This window comes from Arenimonas terrae (genome assembly GCF_006265115.1).
Taxonomy (GTDB): domain Bacteria; phylum Pseudomonadota; class Gammaproteobacteria; order Xanthomonadales; family Xanthomonadaceae; genus Arenimonas; species Arenimonas terrae.
Genome location: NZ_SMDR01000005.1, coordinates 52,440 through 67,570 on the forward strand (window position 1 = coordinate 52,440; position 15,131 = coordinate 67,570).

General features: G+C 71.9%; 10 protein-coding genes. 9 read left to right on the forward strand and 1 reads right to left on the reverse strand.

Annotated features, from left to right (window positions below; translation table 11 throughout):
* The first annotated feature begins 104 nt into the window (after positions 1–104).
* On the forward strand, positions 105–3,074 hold the full coding sequence (locus E1B00_RS14915) for a DUF748 domain-containing protein (RefSeq protein WP_139450266.1): 2,970 nt from the start codon (positions 105–107) through the stop codon (positions 3,072–3,074).
* Here the strand turns inward: E1B00_RS14915 and E1B00_RS14920 are convergent, their stop codons facing one another.
* Complete coding sequence (locus E1B00_RS14920) at positions 3,075–4,013, reverse strand: alpha/beta fold hydrolase (RefSeq protein ID WP_176693287.1); 939 nt, start codon at positions 4,011–4,013, stop codon at positions 3,075–3,077. It abuts the gene before it with no gap.
* A 137-nt stretch (positions 4,014–4,150) separates the two neighbouring features.
* Between E1B00_RS14920 and E1B00_RS14925 the strand changes: the two genes are divergently transcribed.
* The 8 genes from E1B00_RS14925 to E1B00_RS14960 all read left to right on the forward strand — a co-directional run bounded on the left by E1B00_RS14925 (position 4,151) and on the right by E1B00_RS14960 (position 15,103).
* Positions 4,151–5,239, forward strand: coding sequence for an alkene reductase (locus E1B00_RS14925; protein WP_139450269.1), 1,089 nt, complete (start codon positions 4,151–4,153; stop codon positions 5,237–5,239).
* 64 nt (positions 5,240–5,303) lie between these two features.
* Complete coding sequence (locus E1B00_RS14930) at positions 5,304–6,665, forward strand: esterase/lipase family protein (RefSeq protein ID WP_139450271.1); 1,362 nt, start codon at positions 5,304–5,306, stop codon at positions 6,663–6,665.
* 34 nt (positions 6,666–6,699) lie between these two features.
* The gene (locus tag E1B00_RS14935) at positions 6,700–7,461 is read left to right on the forward strand and encodes a hypothetical protein (RefSeq protein ID WP_139450272.1); all 762 of its coding nucleotides are present in this window, start codon (positions 6,700–6,702) and stop codon (positions 7,459–7,461) included.
* 7 nt (positions 7,462–7,468) lie between these two features.
* The gene (locus E1B00_RS14940; protein WP_139450274.1) at positions 7,469–7,843 is read left to right on the forward strand and encodes a YchJ family protein; all 375 of its coding nucleotides are present in this window, start codon (positions 7,469–7,471) and stop codon (positions 7,841–7,843) included.
* A 54-nt stretch (positions 7,844–7,897) separates the two neighbouring features.
* Positions 7,898–8,968, forward strand: coding sequence for a TraB/GumN family protein (locus tag E1B00_RS14945; RefSeq protein WP_139450276.1), 1,071 nt, complete (start codon positions 7,898–7,900; stop codon positions 8,966–8,968).
* Between the two features lie 132 nt (positions 8,969–9,100).
* Positions 9,101–11,326, forward strand: a complete 2,226-nt coding sequence (locus E1B00_RS14950) for a winged helix-turn-helix domain-containing protein (RefSeq protein WP_139450277.1) — start codon at positions 9,101–9,103, stop codon at positions 11,324–11,326.
* Between the two features lie 135 nt (positions 11,327–11,461).
* Positions 11,462–12,331: an AraC family transcriptional regulator gene (locus E1B00_RS14955; protein ID WP_139450279.1), complete on the forward strand. Its 870-nt coding sequence runs from the start codon at positions 11,462–11,464 to the stop codon at positions 12,329–12,331.
* A gap of 117 nt (positions 12,332–12,448) precedes the next feature.
* Entirely contained in the window at positions 12,449–15,103 is a 2,655-nt protein-coding gene (locus E1B00_RS14960; RefSeq protein ID WP_139450281.1) for a TonB-dependent receptor plug domain-containing protein, read from the forward strand.
* The last annotated feature ends 28 nt before the right edge of the window (positions 15,104–15,131 follow it).

The window sequence follows — 15,131 nt, forward strand, 5'->3', positions numbered from 1 at the left end:
ACTCTCCTTGCGACGGGTGCCCGCAGCCTAACGCAGGGCTCGTCTTGCCGTATTAACGAAGCCGGACCCATCATGTCGGCGCCCCCCGGAACGAGTAAGCCCCCATGCCGCCCTGGCTCAAGCGCAAGCGCGTCTGGATTCCCGCGGCCCTGGCGCTGGCGCTGCTGGTCTACGCGGCCCTCGGCTTCTGGTGGGCGCCGCGGCTGGTGCGCGAGGCCATCGTCGAACGCGGCGGCGCCGCGCTCGGCGTGCCGGTGGCGGTGGGCGAGGTGCAGGTGCATCCCTTCACCTTCGAACTGACCGTGCGCGACCTCGTGGTCGCCGATCCGCAGCAGCCGCTGCTGGCGCTGGAGCGGCTGTACCTGGACTTCGAACTGGCGTCGCTGTGGCGCGGCGCCTGGACCTTCGAGACGGTGCGCCTGGTCGGCCCGTTCGCACGCGCCATCGTGCGGCCCGACGGCTCGCTCAACCTCGCCGACCTGGTGCCGCCGTCGCCGCCGCAGGTGCAGGACGAGCCGCTGCCCGCGCTCGACATCGGCCGGCTGATCGTCTCGCGCGGCCGCATCAACTTCGCCGACCGCAGCCGGCGCCAACAGCCGGAGAAGGTGCTGGCGCCGGTGCAGTTCGAGCTCGCCGGATTCCGCACCACGCCCGAGGGCGGCGGTTTCACCCTCAGCGCCGCCAGCGAGGCCGGCGAACGGTTCGACTGGACCGGCCGGCTGTCGCTGGCGCCGGTGGCCTCGCAGGGCGAGTTCCGCATCCGCGCGCTCGAGGCGCGCGGCCTGTGGGAGTTCCTCAGCGAACAGCTGCCTTTCGAATTCGGCGGCGGCGAGTTCGACCTCGCCGGCACCTACGATTTCAGCCTCGACGGCGGCACCCGCTTCGAGGCGAGCCTGCCCGCGATCCAGGGCCGCGACCTGGCGCTGCGCGAGGTTGGCGGCCGCGACGACTGGGTGGCCGTGCCGCGGCTGACGGCCGAGGGCACGCGGCTGTCGTGGACGACGGGCCGCATCGAGATGGCGGCGTTCACGCTGGACGGCATGCAGGTGCAGGCCTGGCGCGAGGCCGACGGCGGTTTCAACCTCGCGCGCCTGTTCGGCGGCGAGGCCGTGCCGGAAGCGTCCGCCGCGGCGCCGAAGGCCGCGGTCGCCGTCGACGCAGATCCGGCGGTCGCACGGACGCCGGGTGAGGCCGTGCAGGCCGCCGCACCGGAATGGACGCTGCGCCTGCAGCGGTTCGCGATCACCGGCGCGCGCCTGGACGTCGAGGACCGCGCGGTTTCGCCCGCCGTGCGCTTCGACCTGCAGCCGGTCAGCCTCACCGCCACCGGCCTGAGCCTGGCCCTGGACCAGCCGCTGCCCGTGACCCTGCAGGCCACGCTCGACGGCACGACCACGCTCGCCGGCGAAGGCCAGCTGACGCTGTCGCCGCTGTCGGCCGACCTGCAGCTCGCGCTCACCGGCCTGGCGCTGCCGAAACTGCAGCCCTACCTGGCCGACGTCGCGGCCGTGGACCTGGATTCGGGCACGCTCGCGGCCCGCGGCCAGTTGGTGCTGGCCCCGCCGCAGGCCGCGCCCTGGCTGAGCTTCCGCGGCGAAGCGGCCGTCGACGGCCTGCGCGCCGTCGACCGCGCGCAGAAGCAGGAACTGGTCAGCTGGCAGCGGCTCGAGCTGGCCGGCCTGGACTACACGATGGCGCCCGACGCGCTGCACGTCCGCAGCCTCACCGCGCGCCGGCCCTTCCTGCGCGCGGTGATCGCGCCCGACCAGAGCTTCAACATCGCCCGGGTGATGTCGCCCGACGCCGGCGGCGCATCGCTGCCGGCGGTCGCCGTGCCGACCGCGGCGCCGACCACCGCGCCGGCGATGTCGGTGCGGGTGGACGAGCTGCGACTGGTCGCCGGCACCCTGAGTTTCGCCGACCAGTTCATCCAGCCGAATTTCCAGGCGCACATCGAATCGCTGGACGGCCGCATCCGCGGGCTGTCGAGCGCGCCCGACCGCCGCGCCCAGGTCGACCTGGCCGGCTTCGTGGTGAACAAGTTCTCGCCGGTGACGATCCGCGGCGAACTCAATCCCTTCCGCTACGACCAGCACACCGACCTGACGCTCGCGTTCCGTAACATCGACCTGCCGGTGTTCAACCCTTATTCGGGCCGCTACGCCGGCTTCGCCATCGCCAAGGGCAAGCTCAGCACCGAGCTGCAGTACCGCATCCGCGACCGCCAGCTCGAGGCCGGCCACCACGTCGTGCTCGACCAGCTCGAGTGGGGCGACGCCACCGACAGCCAGGACAAGGTGTCGCTGCCGATCCGCCTGGCCACCAGCCTGCTCAAGAACCGCGACGGCGTGATCGACCTGGACCTGCCGGTGACCGGCTCGCTGGACGATCCGAAGTTCCGCGTCGGCCCGGTGGTCTGGCAGGTGGTGAAGAACCTGGTGGTGAAGATCGTCACCGCGCCCTTCGCCTTCCTCGGCTCGCTGTTCGAAGGCGCCGAGGACGCGCAGTTCGTGGTGTTCGCGCCCGGCGACGGCGCGCTGTCGCCCGAACAGGCGCAGGCGCTGGCGGCGCTGGCCAAGGGCCTGGCCGAACGGCCGCAGCTGCGCATCGAAGTGCCCGCTGGCGGCGTGCCCGCGCTGGATGCGCAGGCGCTGGCGCAGCGGCGCCTCGACGCCGCGCTGGCGGCCCTGGCGAAGGTGCCGGAAGGTGAGGTGTTCGCACTCGATGGGCTCGAGCCCGGCGCGCGCGTGGACCTGCTGCGCGATCTCTACAAACAGCGGTTCGACCAGCGCGCGAAGATCCCCGACCCCGCCGAACCGCCCGCCGAAGCCGACCGCGCCGCGCGCAAGGCGCTGCGCGAGGCGCACGAGCAGGCCTGGCTGAGCGCCGAGCTGCTGGCGAAATTCGCGCCCGCCGAAGCCGAGGTGTCGGCGCTGGCGCAGTCACGCGCATTGGCGATCCAGGAAGCGCTGCTGGCCGGTGGCGAGCTCGACCCGACGCGGGTCTTCGTCACCGGGGTCAAGCCGCTGGATGCCAAGGACGGCCAGGTCAGCATCGAACTCGCGCTGGAATGATCAGCGCGCCGCCTGCGCCTCCCGAGGATCGACGGCGCTGAACTGGGCGATCACGGCGCGGGCGGTTTCGTCCGGATGCGTTTCCATCGGCGCATGGCCGGCGCCGGCGATGATCGCCCAGCGCGCCGACGGCAGCTCGCCGCGCAGGCGCCGGGCCACTTCGGGCTTCACCCAGCGGTCGTCCTCGCCCCAGACCACCAGGGTGGGCACGCGGTCCAGGCGCGCGGCGTCGGCCGGTGGCGGCCACTGGGCCGAATAGCCGGTGAGGATGGCCAGCGCGGTGCCCGGCCGCTGCAGCGGCGCGAGGTAGCCGCGCACCTCCTCGGGGCGTGGTTCGCGGTTGTAGGCGCGTTCGATCAGGTCGGCGATGCGTTCGGGATGGCCCAGGTAGCGGCTTTCCACCAGGCCGGCGACGAAGCGGCGGAAGCGCGGCGAACGGAAGCGTTCGCGGCTGCGCAGCTCGCGCGGCGAAAGGATCGGATTGCCGGCGATGTAGACCACGCTGCGCGCGAACGCCGGCCGCTGCGCCAGTTCGGCGACCACACGCGTGCCCATCGAATGGCCCAGCAGGCACCACGGCCCGGGTGCCTGCGCCTGCAGCCAGGGGCCCAGGGCGCCGCCGGCGGTGCGCGGGAACGGCACCCGCGCGCTGTAGCCGTAGGCCGGCAGGTCCAGGGCCCAGACCGGATGCCCGGCCGCCGCCAGCGCCGGCGCCAGTTCGCGGAAGGAGAAGGTCGAGCCGCCCAGGCCGTGCAGCAGCAGCACCGGGCAGCCGCGGCCGCCGGCCGCCGCGGGCCACTGGCGCACGTGCACCCGGATCCCGTCCAGGGTCTCGAAGCGGGAGTTGGGGAAGGGCGGGGCGTCCTGGGCCGGGGCGGGGCCGGCCAGTAGCGGACTGGCCAGAAGCAGGCAAAGCAACAGGGCGGACAGGCGGCGCATGGGGCCATTGCACGCCTTCACGCGTCGGCGTGGCGTCACGGCGGCGTTCCATCCCGGAAACGTTACGTTATGAGCCGACCCCTTTGTTGCGCCGATGACCGGGTCCATCTTTCGATTACCTCCACGGAGATCCCGACATGGCCACCCCGCTCACCCAGCCCACCCGCCTCGGCAACCTGACCCTGCGCAACCGCATCGTCATGGCGCCGATGACCCGCTCGCGCGCCGAAGACAGCCTGCCCACCGCCCTGGTCCGCGATTATTACGCCCAGCGGGCCTCGGCCGGCCTGATCATCAGCGAAGGCACCGCGCCTTCGCCGGACGCGCTCGGCTACGCCCGCATCCCCGGCCTGTTCACCAAGGCCCAGGCCCGCGCCTGGGGCGGCATCGCCGAGGCCGTACACGCCGGCGGCGCGAAGTTCTTCATCCAGCTCATGCACACCGGCCGCATCGGCCACCCGGCCAACCTGCCCGCGGGTGCGCGCCTGCTGGCGCCGTCGGCGATCGCCGCGGCCGGCCAGATGTGGACCGACAGCGCCGGCATGCAGGACCACCCGGTGCCCAAGGCCATGGACGCGGCCGAACTCGCCGCGGCCCGCGACAGCTTCGTCAATGCGGCCACCCTGGCGGTGGCGCACGGGGTCGACGGCGTCGAGCTGCATGCCGCCAACGGCTACCTGCTGGCGCAGTTCCTCAACCCGCGCAGCAACCAGCGCACGGACGCCTACGGCGGCAACGGCGAGAACCGCCGGCGCTTCCTGCTCGAGACCGTCGACGCCACCGTCGCCGCGATCGGCAGGGACCGGGTCGGCGTGCGCCTGACGCCGTTCAACCCATTCAACGACCTTGAGGCCAACTTCGAAGGCGAGCGCGAGGAGTTCCTCGCCACGGTCGCCGAACTGGCGCAGCGCGGCATCGTCTACCTGCACCTGGGCGGCGGCACCGTGCCGGCCGAGCTGCTGCCGGAAGTGCGCCGCCTGTTCCCGGGCACCCTGATCCTCAACGGCGGCTACGACGGCGCACGCGCCGAGGCCGACATCGCCGCGGGCCTGGCCGACCTGGTCGCGTTCGGCCGCCCCTTCGTCAGCAATCCGGACCTGCCCGAACGCTTGCGTACGGGTGCGCCGATCGCGGACCTTGATGCCGCCACGCTCTACACTCCGGGCGCCGCCGGCTACACCGACTATCCGCGGCTGCGCGAAGCGGAGGCCGCACTGGCGACCTGACACCGACAGCTGATCTCGCCGCCGCGGCCTGGCCCGGCCGCGGCGACGATGGGAGAATTGCGGCATGACGCGCCTGTTCCGAAGCCTGCTGCTGGTCTGCACCCTGCTGCTGGTCGCCTGCGCGGGCACGCCCGAACGTCCCGACCTGGCGCGCCTGTACGAAACCGACGCGCAGAACGGGAACCAGCCGCCGGTCATCCTGATCCATGGCCTGATGGGCTCGACCCTGGTCGAGAAGGACACCGGCAAGGAGTTCTGGCCCGGCGGCATCGGCAACCTGGCCTTCAGCGAATACCGCGAGCTGGCGCGCATGAAGGCCGCCGAAGCCAAGGGCGGCGGCCTGGTGCCGGGCGACCTGTTCTACGGCGTCGCGCGCACCGACTTCTACGGCGCCCTGGTCGACACCCTGGAAACCGCCGGCCGCTTCAAGCGCGGCACGCCCGGCACGCCGGTCACGGGCGACGACCGCCGTCGTTACTACGTGCTGCTGTACGACTGGCGCAAGGAAAACCTGGTCGCCGTGCGCCAGCTGCACGAACTGATCGACCAGATCCGCCGCGACTACGGCGACCCCGACCTGCCGGTCGACATCCTGGCGCACAGCAACGGCGGCCTGATCGCCAACTACTACCTGCGCTACGGCCCCAAGGACGTGCTGACCTCGGACGAGTTCATCCCCTGGGACGAGGGCGCGCACCGCATCCGCCGCATGGTGCTGCTGGGCACGCCCAGCCTGGGCGCGGTGACCAGCCTCGAGCGCCTGCAGCAGGGTTTCAAGATCGCCTGGCGCACCGTGCCGGTGGAGGTGCTGGTGACCTTCGCCACGCCCTTCGAGGCGCTGCCGCATCCGGACGCGCAGGTGGTGTATTCGACCGAGGGCAAGCCCATCCCCTTCGACATCTACAACGCCGACGTCTGGCGGGTGCGCCGCTGGTCGGTGTTCTCGCCCGAGGTCGAGGCCCGGGTGCTGGCCGACGCGCCCGACCGCCAGACCGGCGAGCTGAACATGGCCGAGCTGCAGGCCTACTTCGTGCGCCACCTGGCCCGCGCCCGACAGTTCCAGCGCGCGCTCAGCGCGCCGGTGCGCGCCAACGGCGTCGAGGTAGCGGTGTTCGGCGGCGACTGCACGCTCACCCCGGCCCGGGCCGTGCTCGACCGCGACGCCGGCGGCGAGCGCCTGGTGATCCGTCCGGAGCAGGTCAAGGCGCGGGTCGAGGGCGTGGACTACGAGCGCCTGCTGCTGCAGCCCGGCGACATGCTGGTGCCCCGGGACTCCCAGCTCGGCCGCGGCCTGCCGACCGTGGCGGGCCAGCCCTCGGCCTTCTTCCCGCTGGCCCAGAGCTTCTTCCTGTGCGAGACCCACGACCAGCTCTCGGTCAACGCCTACTTCCAGAACAACCTGCTGCAGTTCCTGCTCGGCCGCTAGCCGCGGGCCCGCCGCAGGGGCATAGAATGGGCCCATGAAGGACCTGCGTTCCCTGCTGATCGACTGCCGCATCGAGCTGCGCAAACTCTCGCGCGACTTCCAGAAGACCGAGCTGTGCGAACGCCTGGACCTGGCGATCCAGTCGGCGATCAACGCCAGCAACGCCGCCAGCGCCGAACAGGTCAACGAGGCGCTGCCGCCGGAGAAGGCGCAGACCGTCAGCCAGGTCGCGCTGGCCTGGCAGACCGCGTCGCGCGACCTGAAGTTCTCCGACCCGGCGATCCACGCGCGGCTGAGCGAGAAGGTGATGCGTCTGCTCGGCGCCAAGTCCCTGGTCGACCCGGCCACCGAGATCGTGCAGCTCGAGCAGGTGACGGCGACGCTCAACGACCGCATCACCGCGCTGGAGCGCGAACACAAGGCGCTGGTGGTCGAGCGCGACAGCCTGCTCGGTGCCCTGGCCACGGCGGTGCCCAAGCTCAAGGACGGCGGCGACCGCCTGGCGGTGGCGCTGGCGCGCGTGGCCTGGCTGAAGGCGGAAGCCGACAAGGCCGCGGACGCCGCGGCGTCGCCGGCCAAGGCCGGCAAGCGCGCGCCCGAACCGCAGGACACCGTGCCCACGCCCGAGCTGCTCGCGGCCGCCGCCGCCGGCGCCGCCGCTTTCACCAAGGAGCAGCGCGAGTGGTGCGTGGGCGAAGCGATGGTGCTCACCGGCTTCTCGTTCACGCCGGTCGAGCTGATCGAAAAGGGCGACGCGGCGATGGCCAAGATCATCCTCGACGCCCGCAAGGCCTGAGCGCCGCATGCACTGCCCCTGCGGCCGCGGCGCCTACGCGCACTGCTGCGGCCCGCTGCACGCCGGCGCGCCGGCACCGGATGCCGAAGCCCTGATGCGTTCGCGCTACAGCGCCTATGCGCTGGGCCTGGCCGACTACCTGCTCGCCACCTGGCATCCGTCCACGCGTCCCGACGGGCTCGACCTGCACAGCGATCCGCCGCTGCGCTGGCTCGGGCTGGAGGTGAGGCGCCACGTTCCCGCCGGCGGCACCGCGGTGGTCGAATTCGTCGCGCGCCATCGCCAGGGCGGCGGACGCGCCGGCCGGCTGCACGAAACCAGCCGCTTCGTACATGAACGGCAGCAGTGGTTCTATGTCGATGGGGACATGACGCCGGACTGACGCGACCTAGAATCGGCCCGACCCCGGCGCCGCCGGGCCGCCCGAAGGAACCGCATGTCCGCACTCCGCCGCCTGCTGCTGCCGCTGGTCCTGCTGTCCGCCGCATCCCTGGCCGCCGCCGCGCCGGCCGAAGCGCTGCCGGCCGAGGAGCAGCTGCCGGAGGAGATCGACGGCCTGCGGTTGATGGACGTGGTCGTGGTCAGCGGCGTGCAGCCCGGTCCCGGCCTGTGGAAGGTGTCGCGCGACGGCCGGGTGATGTGGGTGATGGGCACCGTGTGGCCGCTGCCCAAGCGCATGGAATGGAATTCGCTCGAGGTCGAACGCCGAATCGCCGGCGCCGGCGTCGTGCTGCTGCCGCCGACGGTGGACATCAAGGCCAAGGGCGCGGCGCTCGGCGGCCTCTTCCTGCTTCCCTCGCTGATGTCGGCGCGCAACAACCCGGGCAAGGAGAAGCTGGTGGACGTGCTGCCGCCGGCCGACTACGCGCGCTGGACGCGGCTCAAGGCGACCTACCTGGGCCGCGACCGTGGCGTCGAAAAACGCCGGCCGATCCTCGCCGCGATGGACCTGCGCGACAAGGCGCTGGACGCCCACGACCTGGGCCAGGGCAATCCCGTGCGCGAGGTGGTCAATCGCGCGGCCAAACGCGCCGACGTGCCGGTGCAGCGCACCCGGCTGACGCTCGAGGTCGAAGACGCCAAGGCCGCGGTGAAGGAATTCGCCGGCCGGCCGCTGGACGACCTGGAATGTTTCCGCCGCACCCTCGACCAGGTCGAGAACGACCTCGACACGCTCGCCCTGCGCGCCAACGCCTGGGCCCTGGGCGACATCGCCCAGCTGCAGGCGCTGACCTACACCGACAACGCCAAGGCCTGCACCGATGCGCTGCTGCAGAGCGGCCTGGGGCAGTCGCGCGGTTTCGCGGAGCTGCCGGCGCGCGTGCAGGCGGCGTGGCTGGCCGACGCCGAGAAGGCGCTGGCCACGCACGCGGAAAGTTTCGCGGTGCTGTCCATGGCCCAGGTCGTCGGCCCCGAGGGTTACCTGGCCCTGCTGCAGCAGCGCGGTTACACCGTGGAGGCGCCGGGCGCGGACGCGCCGCCGGCACCCGCCGCAAACCCGCGCTGAGCGCCGCGCCGCGGCCCTCTGCCGTGCCGCGCGCGCGGTGCGGTTGTGCCGAGTCTGGTCAAATCCGCGCCTGCCTTGTGGCGCGCGCGCGCCGTCCCCCAGAATCGGTCCAGGCCTGAGGTCCGACCCCCCATGCGCGCCCCGCATCCGAACACTCCCGAACCGCCCAGCCCGCGCCTGCGGGTGGGCGACTTCGTCGCCGACCTGCCGGCGCGCGAACTGCGCCGCGCCGACGGCGGCGACACCCACAAGATGACGGTGAAGACCCAGGGCGTGCTGGTGGCGCTGGCGCTGCAGCCGGGCCAGGTGGTGACGCGCGAGGAGCTGATGGACCGCGTCTGGCCCAACACCTTTCCCACCGGCGACGTGCTGACCCAGGCGATCACCGCGCTGCGCCGCGCCTTCGCCGACAGCGCCGACGCGCCGCGCTATGTCGAGACCATCGCCAAGTCCGGCTACCGGCTGCTGGCGCCGGTGGAGTGGCTGCCGGAACCGCCCGCCGCGGCGACCGCTGCGGCCGCCGCCGGCCTGCCCGCGTCCCCCGCGCCGGCGCGCCGGCGGACCGCGCGGATCGCGGCACTGGTCGCCGCGCTGGCGGCGGCCGCGGCGTTTGTCGGGTGGCGCTGGCCGTCGCCGCCGCCGCCGGACGGGCGCGCCGCGCCGCACGCCGCCGCCGCCGCGCCGGCGGCCGAAAGCACGGTCATCGCCGCCAGTCCCGATTCCGAAGTCATGCCGCGGCTGTCGCCGGACGGTTCGCAGGTCGTCTACGCGCGTGCGCCGACCGACAGCAACCGGAGCCGGCTGTACGTGCAGTCGGCGATGTATGTCGAGCCCAAGGCCCTCACCACGCCCGGCCCCGAGGAGTTCGACGCGGTGCCGGTCTGGTCGCCCGACGGCCGCCAGATCGCTTTCCAGCGCCGCGACGCCAAGGAATGCCGGACGATGGTGATGCCGGCCTCCGGCGGCGAACCGCGGCGCGTCGGCCGCTGCTCGCTCAACGTCATCCTCTTCCACGACTGGCTGCCAGACGGCAGCGGCCTGATCACGGGCGGGCTGCGCGTGGCCAAGGTGCCCGGCAACCTGTTCGTGCTGCCGCTGGATACCGGCGAATGGCGCCCGCTCGACTACGTCGTCGACGGCAGGCAGATGGACATCGAACCTCGCGTCTCCCCCGACGGCCAGTGGATCGCCTTCCGGCGCGGCCTGGGCCCGGCCGACCTGTGGCGGGTGCCGATGGCCGGCGGCACGCCCGAGCGCCTGACCCGCATCAACCGCGAGATCTGGGGCCTGGACTGGACGCCCGACGGCCGCGCCCTGATCTTCGCCAGCGCCGACGGTTCGCAGCCGGGCCTTTACCGGCTCGAGCTCGACACCCGCACCGTCACCCGGCTCGGCGTCGCGCCCGCGGCCTTCCCGGACGTCGCCGCGCGCGCCGGCGTCGTCGCCTACGAGATCCCGCGCGTGCGCCGGAACCTCGCCGAGTTCGACCTGGCGCATCCCGAAGGGCCGGAAACCGTGCAACTGGCCTCCAGCGGCAACGAATGGGCCGCGGCCAGCGACGCCGAAGGGCGTCAGCTCGCCTTCTATTCCGACCGCTCGGGCCGCGACGCCGTCTGGCTGGCGACGCGCGACCCGCAGACCGGCGCCTTCGGCGAACCGCAGCAGGTGGACGGCCTGGTGCCGGCCGACCGGTTCCCGCCCGGCTGGTCGCCGGACGGCAGTCACCTGGTGGTTGCCGGCGAGGGTCGCGGCGGGGCCGGGCTGCACGAGATCGAGCGCAGTTCGCGGCGCAGCCACCGACTGGTCCTGAGCCACGATCCCGAGCCCGACTACGGCAGCTACCTCGGGCCCGACCGCCTGCTGGTGGGCAGCCGCGACGGCGACGCCCGCGATCGCCTGAGCCTGTACACGCGCCGTGGTCCGGACGCGCCCTGGACCTTCGCGCACAGCCGCGACCAGATCGGTTTCGCGCGCGCCGACCCGCGCCGCAACCGGGTGCTGGTCACCGACACCCAGCGCAACGGCCTGTTCGCCCTGGCGCCGGACCTGTCCGGCGAGCTGGTGACGGTCGTGCCGGAACTACCGACCGCCCTGGGCTACCGGGGCTGGGACCTGCGGGGCGACCGGCTGTGGGTGCTGGTGATCCGCAACGCCACGCAGATGGAGGCGATGCCGGTCGACCTGGGGACGGTGCCGGCGCCGGACGGGAAGCCGCCGATGCACCGTTACGTGCCGCTCGACGCCAACGGTCTGTCCTTCCTGATGGCCATCGGCCGCGACGAAGACCATCTGCTGCTGGGCCAGAGCACCGATGCCGGCCACGACATCGGCCTGCTGCCGCTGGAGCCAAGTCGCTGATCTGAAAGGCGGCCGCCGACGAAACGGCGGTCTCGGCAGGAATTCGGAAAAGATTCCGGAAAGCTTCGGCCAAATTTCCTTACCCGAACCGGCCGCCCCGGTGCACTGGCCGCTCCCCCACCGAAGGAGCGTGCCATGTGGCTTCAGGAACATCACATCCGTTTCGGCCGCGCCGGCCAGCTGGGCGAGTCGCCGACCCCGCGCCTGGCCCTGTGCGACATCGCCCTGGTCGAGCCGGCATCGGGGCTGCAGGTGGCCGCGGGCACCGCCGCCATCTTCCTGGTGCTGGCCGGTCGGGCCGAGGTGCGCTCGCTCGAAGGGAGGTTCGAACTCGGGGCGCGCCGCTGGCTCGTGCTTGATCGCGACTCCGCGCCCACGCTGCGCATGGGTCCGGGCGGCATCGCGGTAGCGATCACGCTCAACGGCGCCGCGCTGCGCAATCCCGCCGGTCTGGCCGCCGCGGCCCTGATGCCCGGCAGCGGCCCGCTCGACCGCCTCACCTACCGGCTGGTACGCCAGGCGCTGCGGGCGCAGGACGCGCCGATGACCCACTTCTGGATGCGCGAGCCTTCGCTCAATGCGCTGATCGAGCGCCTGGCCGCCTGCCAGCGCGCCCTGCTGCCGAGGGCCGACAGCTGCCCGGGCCGCAGCTACCTGCGCAAATGCCAGGTGCTGGCGCGGCTGCAGCGGGCACGCCTGTACGTCGAGGGCCACGCCGACCGCGTGGTGCACATCCCCGAACTCGCCGCGCTGACCAATTTCTCGCCCTGGTACTTCACCAAGACCTTCCACCGCGTCTACGGCGACAGCCCGCAGAGCTACGCCTGCCGGGTGCGGCTCGACCGCGCCCGCTCGCTGCTGGCGGCGACGCCGTACTCGGTGAGCGAGATCGCCGAGGCCTGCGGATTCGAGAACCAGAGCTCGTTCGCGCGCGCGTTCCGGCGCAGCTTCGGCCGCTCCGCCAAGGAGTTCCGGGCCGCGGCGCCGCAGTTCGCGCACGCCTGAGTGTGCCGGCAGCCACGGTGCGCCAACGGACAGGAACGGCAAAGAAAAGCCGGGCGGCAAGACCTACCGTCGTTGCGTGCTTTAACGCACGCATAACGAAACCATCGGAGAACTGAAATGACCCATTCCAAACTGCGGGACGCCATTCGTCTCGCGCTGCTGCCCACGGCCTTCGCCGGCCTGGCCGCACCGGGGCTGGTGTCCGCCCAGGAAGCGGACGCGGAGGAAACGACCACGCTCGACCAGATCGAGGTCACCGGCTCGCGCATCAAGCGCGCCGACATCGAGGGCGCGCTGCCGGTCACCGTCATCACCCGCCAGCAGCTCGACGTCAGCGGCGACATCTCGGTCTCCGAGTACCTGCGCGACACCACTTTCAACAGCTTCGGCTCGTTCCGCCCGCAGTCGGGCAGCGCGGCCCAGGCTGCGGCGCAGGTGAGCCTGCGCGGCCTCGGCGCCAGCCGCACCCTGGTGCTGATCGACGGCCGGCGCGCGCCGGTGAGCCCGGCGACGGGCTCGGGCCAGGACCTGAACTCGATCCCGCTGGCGGCGGTCGAGCGCATCGAGATCCTGTCCGACGGCGCTTCGGCCATCTACGGTTCCGACGCGATCGCTGGCGTGATCAATGTCATCACCCGCAAGGACTTCAACGGCGTGCAGCTCAGCGTCGGCTCCTCCAATCCCAAGCGTGACGGCGGCGAGACCGAAGAAGGCTCGGTCATCTTCGGCATCTCGGGCGAGCGCGGCAGCCTGCTGGCCGGCGCGTCCTTCAGCAACCGCGGCATCGTGTTCGCGCGCGATCGCGAATGGTCGCGCACCGGCGCCTCGACCTACTCCAACAACTTCACCAACCCCGACGGCACGTTCTTCACCGCGCCGTCTGGCCCGACCGCAGGCACCTCGGTGGTGCCCGGCGGCTGCGCCGAGCCGGCCTTCAGCGTGGTCGGCAACCGCTGCTTCTACGACTTCGGCCTGGTCGCGGCCGACGAGGCCGAGATCCGCCAGGACGGCTTCTTCGCCCGCGGCAGCTACGACATCAGCGACAACTGGACGATGTACATGAACACCTCGGTGAACCGGGTGTTCTCGTTCGGCCGCTACGCGCCCAGCCTGGCGGAAGCCTTCGTACCGGCGGCCTCGCCCAACAACCCGTTCGGCCAGGACCTGTTCGTGCGCCATCGCTTCGCCTCGCTCGGCACCCGCGACGACACCGTCGATTCCAACGCCTACGACCTGCTGCTGGGCCTGCAGGGCCGCATGGGCGTGGTGGACCTCGACGTCGGCATGCGCCGCAACGAATTCAAGGCCTTCACCACCGGCCGCAACTACGTCGTCATTCCGATCGCCGAGCAGTACATCGCCGACGGCACCTACGACATCTTCAACCCCAGCGGCAACTCCGCCACCACGCTCAACGCGATGAAGGCCACCATCGGTCGCGAGTCGGCGACGCTGAACGAGGAGATCTTCGCGGTCGCCAGCATGGACATGTTCGAGCTGCCCGGCGGCACCTCCAGCATCGCCGTCGGCGCCGAGTACCGCAGCGAGGACTACTACGACCAGTACGACTCGCTGTCGGAGGCGGGTGTGATCGGCGGCTCGGCCGGCAATTCCGCCGCCGGCGGCCGCAAGATCCGCGCCGCTTACTTCGAGGCCCTGTTCCCGATCTGGAGCAGCTTCGAAGCGACCCTGGCGGGCCGCTACGACAAATACAGCGACTACGGCGCCGACTTCTCGCCCAAGGTTGCCTTCCGTTGGCAGCCGCTGGACAGCCTGACCATCCGCGGCTCCTACGGCGAGGGCTTCGCGGCGCCGCCGATTCCCATCCTCAGCGCCCAGCCCTCGTCGAGCGCCGACTTCGTCACCGACCCGCAGACCTGCGTGGCCTTCGGCCTGACCTCGCAGTGCACCGACCCGGTCACCGGCGACACCGTGACGCCGCAGGTCACCGCATGGACGATCGCCAACCCGAGCCTGGAATCGGAAACCTCCAAGCAGCTCAGCCTCGGCGTGGCCTGGGATGCGACCGAGTGGCTGAACCTGAGCCTGGACTACTACCGCATCGAGATCGACAACCTGATCGCCGCCATCAGCACCGACACGATCATCGCCTGCCTCGACGACCCGACCCTGGGCGGCTGCCCTCCGGGCCTGAGCACCCTGCCGACCACCACCAGCACCGGCCTGCCGGTGAGCCAGGCGGTGCCGAATCCGCAGCTGGGCCTGGGCCTGGCCCGCGACCCGGCCACCGGCCTGATCCTGTACGTGCAGCGCGGCTTCGCCAACCAGGGCGACCTGGAGACCTCGGGTTACGACCTGAACGTGCGCACCAACTTCGAGCTGGGCAATGCCGGCACGCTGCGCAACCAGCTGCAGGTCAGCTGGGTGAAGGAGTACAGCTTCAACGGCGGCGACAACCTGGTCGGCATCGAGCGCACGCCGGAGTTCCGCGCCTCGCTGCAGAACATCTACAGCGTCGGCGACTTCAGCTTCGCCTGGAACATCAACCACATCGATTCCACCGGTTCGCGCAATGCGCTGCGCGCGACGCCGGATCCGGCGCTTTCGCTGACCCTGCCGTCGTGGACCACCCACGACCTGCAGATCAGCTGGAACGCGCCCTGGAACGGCATCTTCGTGGTGGGCGTGAACAACATCGCCGACAAGGATCCGGTGCTGGACCCGCTGGACCCGACCGGCCGCGGTTACGACTTCAACCTCTACGACGGCTACGGTCGCGTGCCCTACGTGCGCTACACGCAGTCGTTCTGAGAAACGCGGGCGGCCCCAGCGCCGCCCG

Bases quoted from the DNA above. Each gene is read 5' to 3' on its own strand.
- E1B00_RS14915 (WP_139450266.1), top strand. From the start codon at position 105: ATGCCGCCCTGGCTCAAGCGCAAGCGCGTCTGGATTCCCGCGGCCCTG.
- E1B00_RS14920 (WP_176693287.1), bottom strand. From the start codon at position 4,013: ATGCGCCGCCTGTCCGCCCTGTTGCTTTGCCTGCTTCTGGCCAGTCCG.
- E1B00_RS14925 (WP_139450269.1), top strand. From the start codon at position 4,151: ATGGCCACCCCGCTCACCCAGCCCACCCGCCTCGGCAACCTGACCCTG.
- E1B00_RS14930 (WP_139450271.1), top strand. From the start codon at position 5,304: ATGACGCGCCTGTTCCGAAGCCTGCTGCTGGTCTGCACCCTGCTGCTG.
- E1B00_RS14935 (WP_139450272.1), top strand. From the start codon at position 6,700: ATGAAGGACCTGCGTTCCCTGCTGATCGACTGCCGCATCGAGCTGCGC.
- E1B00_RS14940 (WP_139450274.1), top strand. From the start codon at position 7,469: ATGCACTGCCCCTGCGGCCGCGGCGCCTACGCGCACTGCTGCGGCCCG.
- E1B00_RS14945 (WP_139450276.1), top strand. From the start codon at position 7,898: ATGTCCGCACTCCGCCGCCTGCTGCTGCCGCTGGTCCTGCTGTCCGCC.
- E1B00_RS14950 (WP_139450277.1), top strand. From the start codon at position 9,101: ATGCGCGCCCCGCATCCGAACACTCCCGAACCGCCCAGCCCGCGCCTG.
- E1B00_RS14955 (WP_139450279.1), top strand. From the start codon at position 11,462: ATGTGGCTTCAGGAACATCACATCCGTTTCGGCCGCGCCGGCCAGCTG.
- E1B00_RS14960 (WP_139450281.1), top strand. From the start codon at position 12,449: ATGACCCATTCCAAACTGCGGGACGCCATTCGTCTCGCGCTGCTGCCC.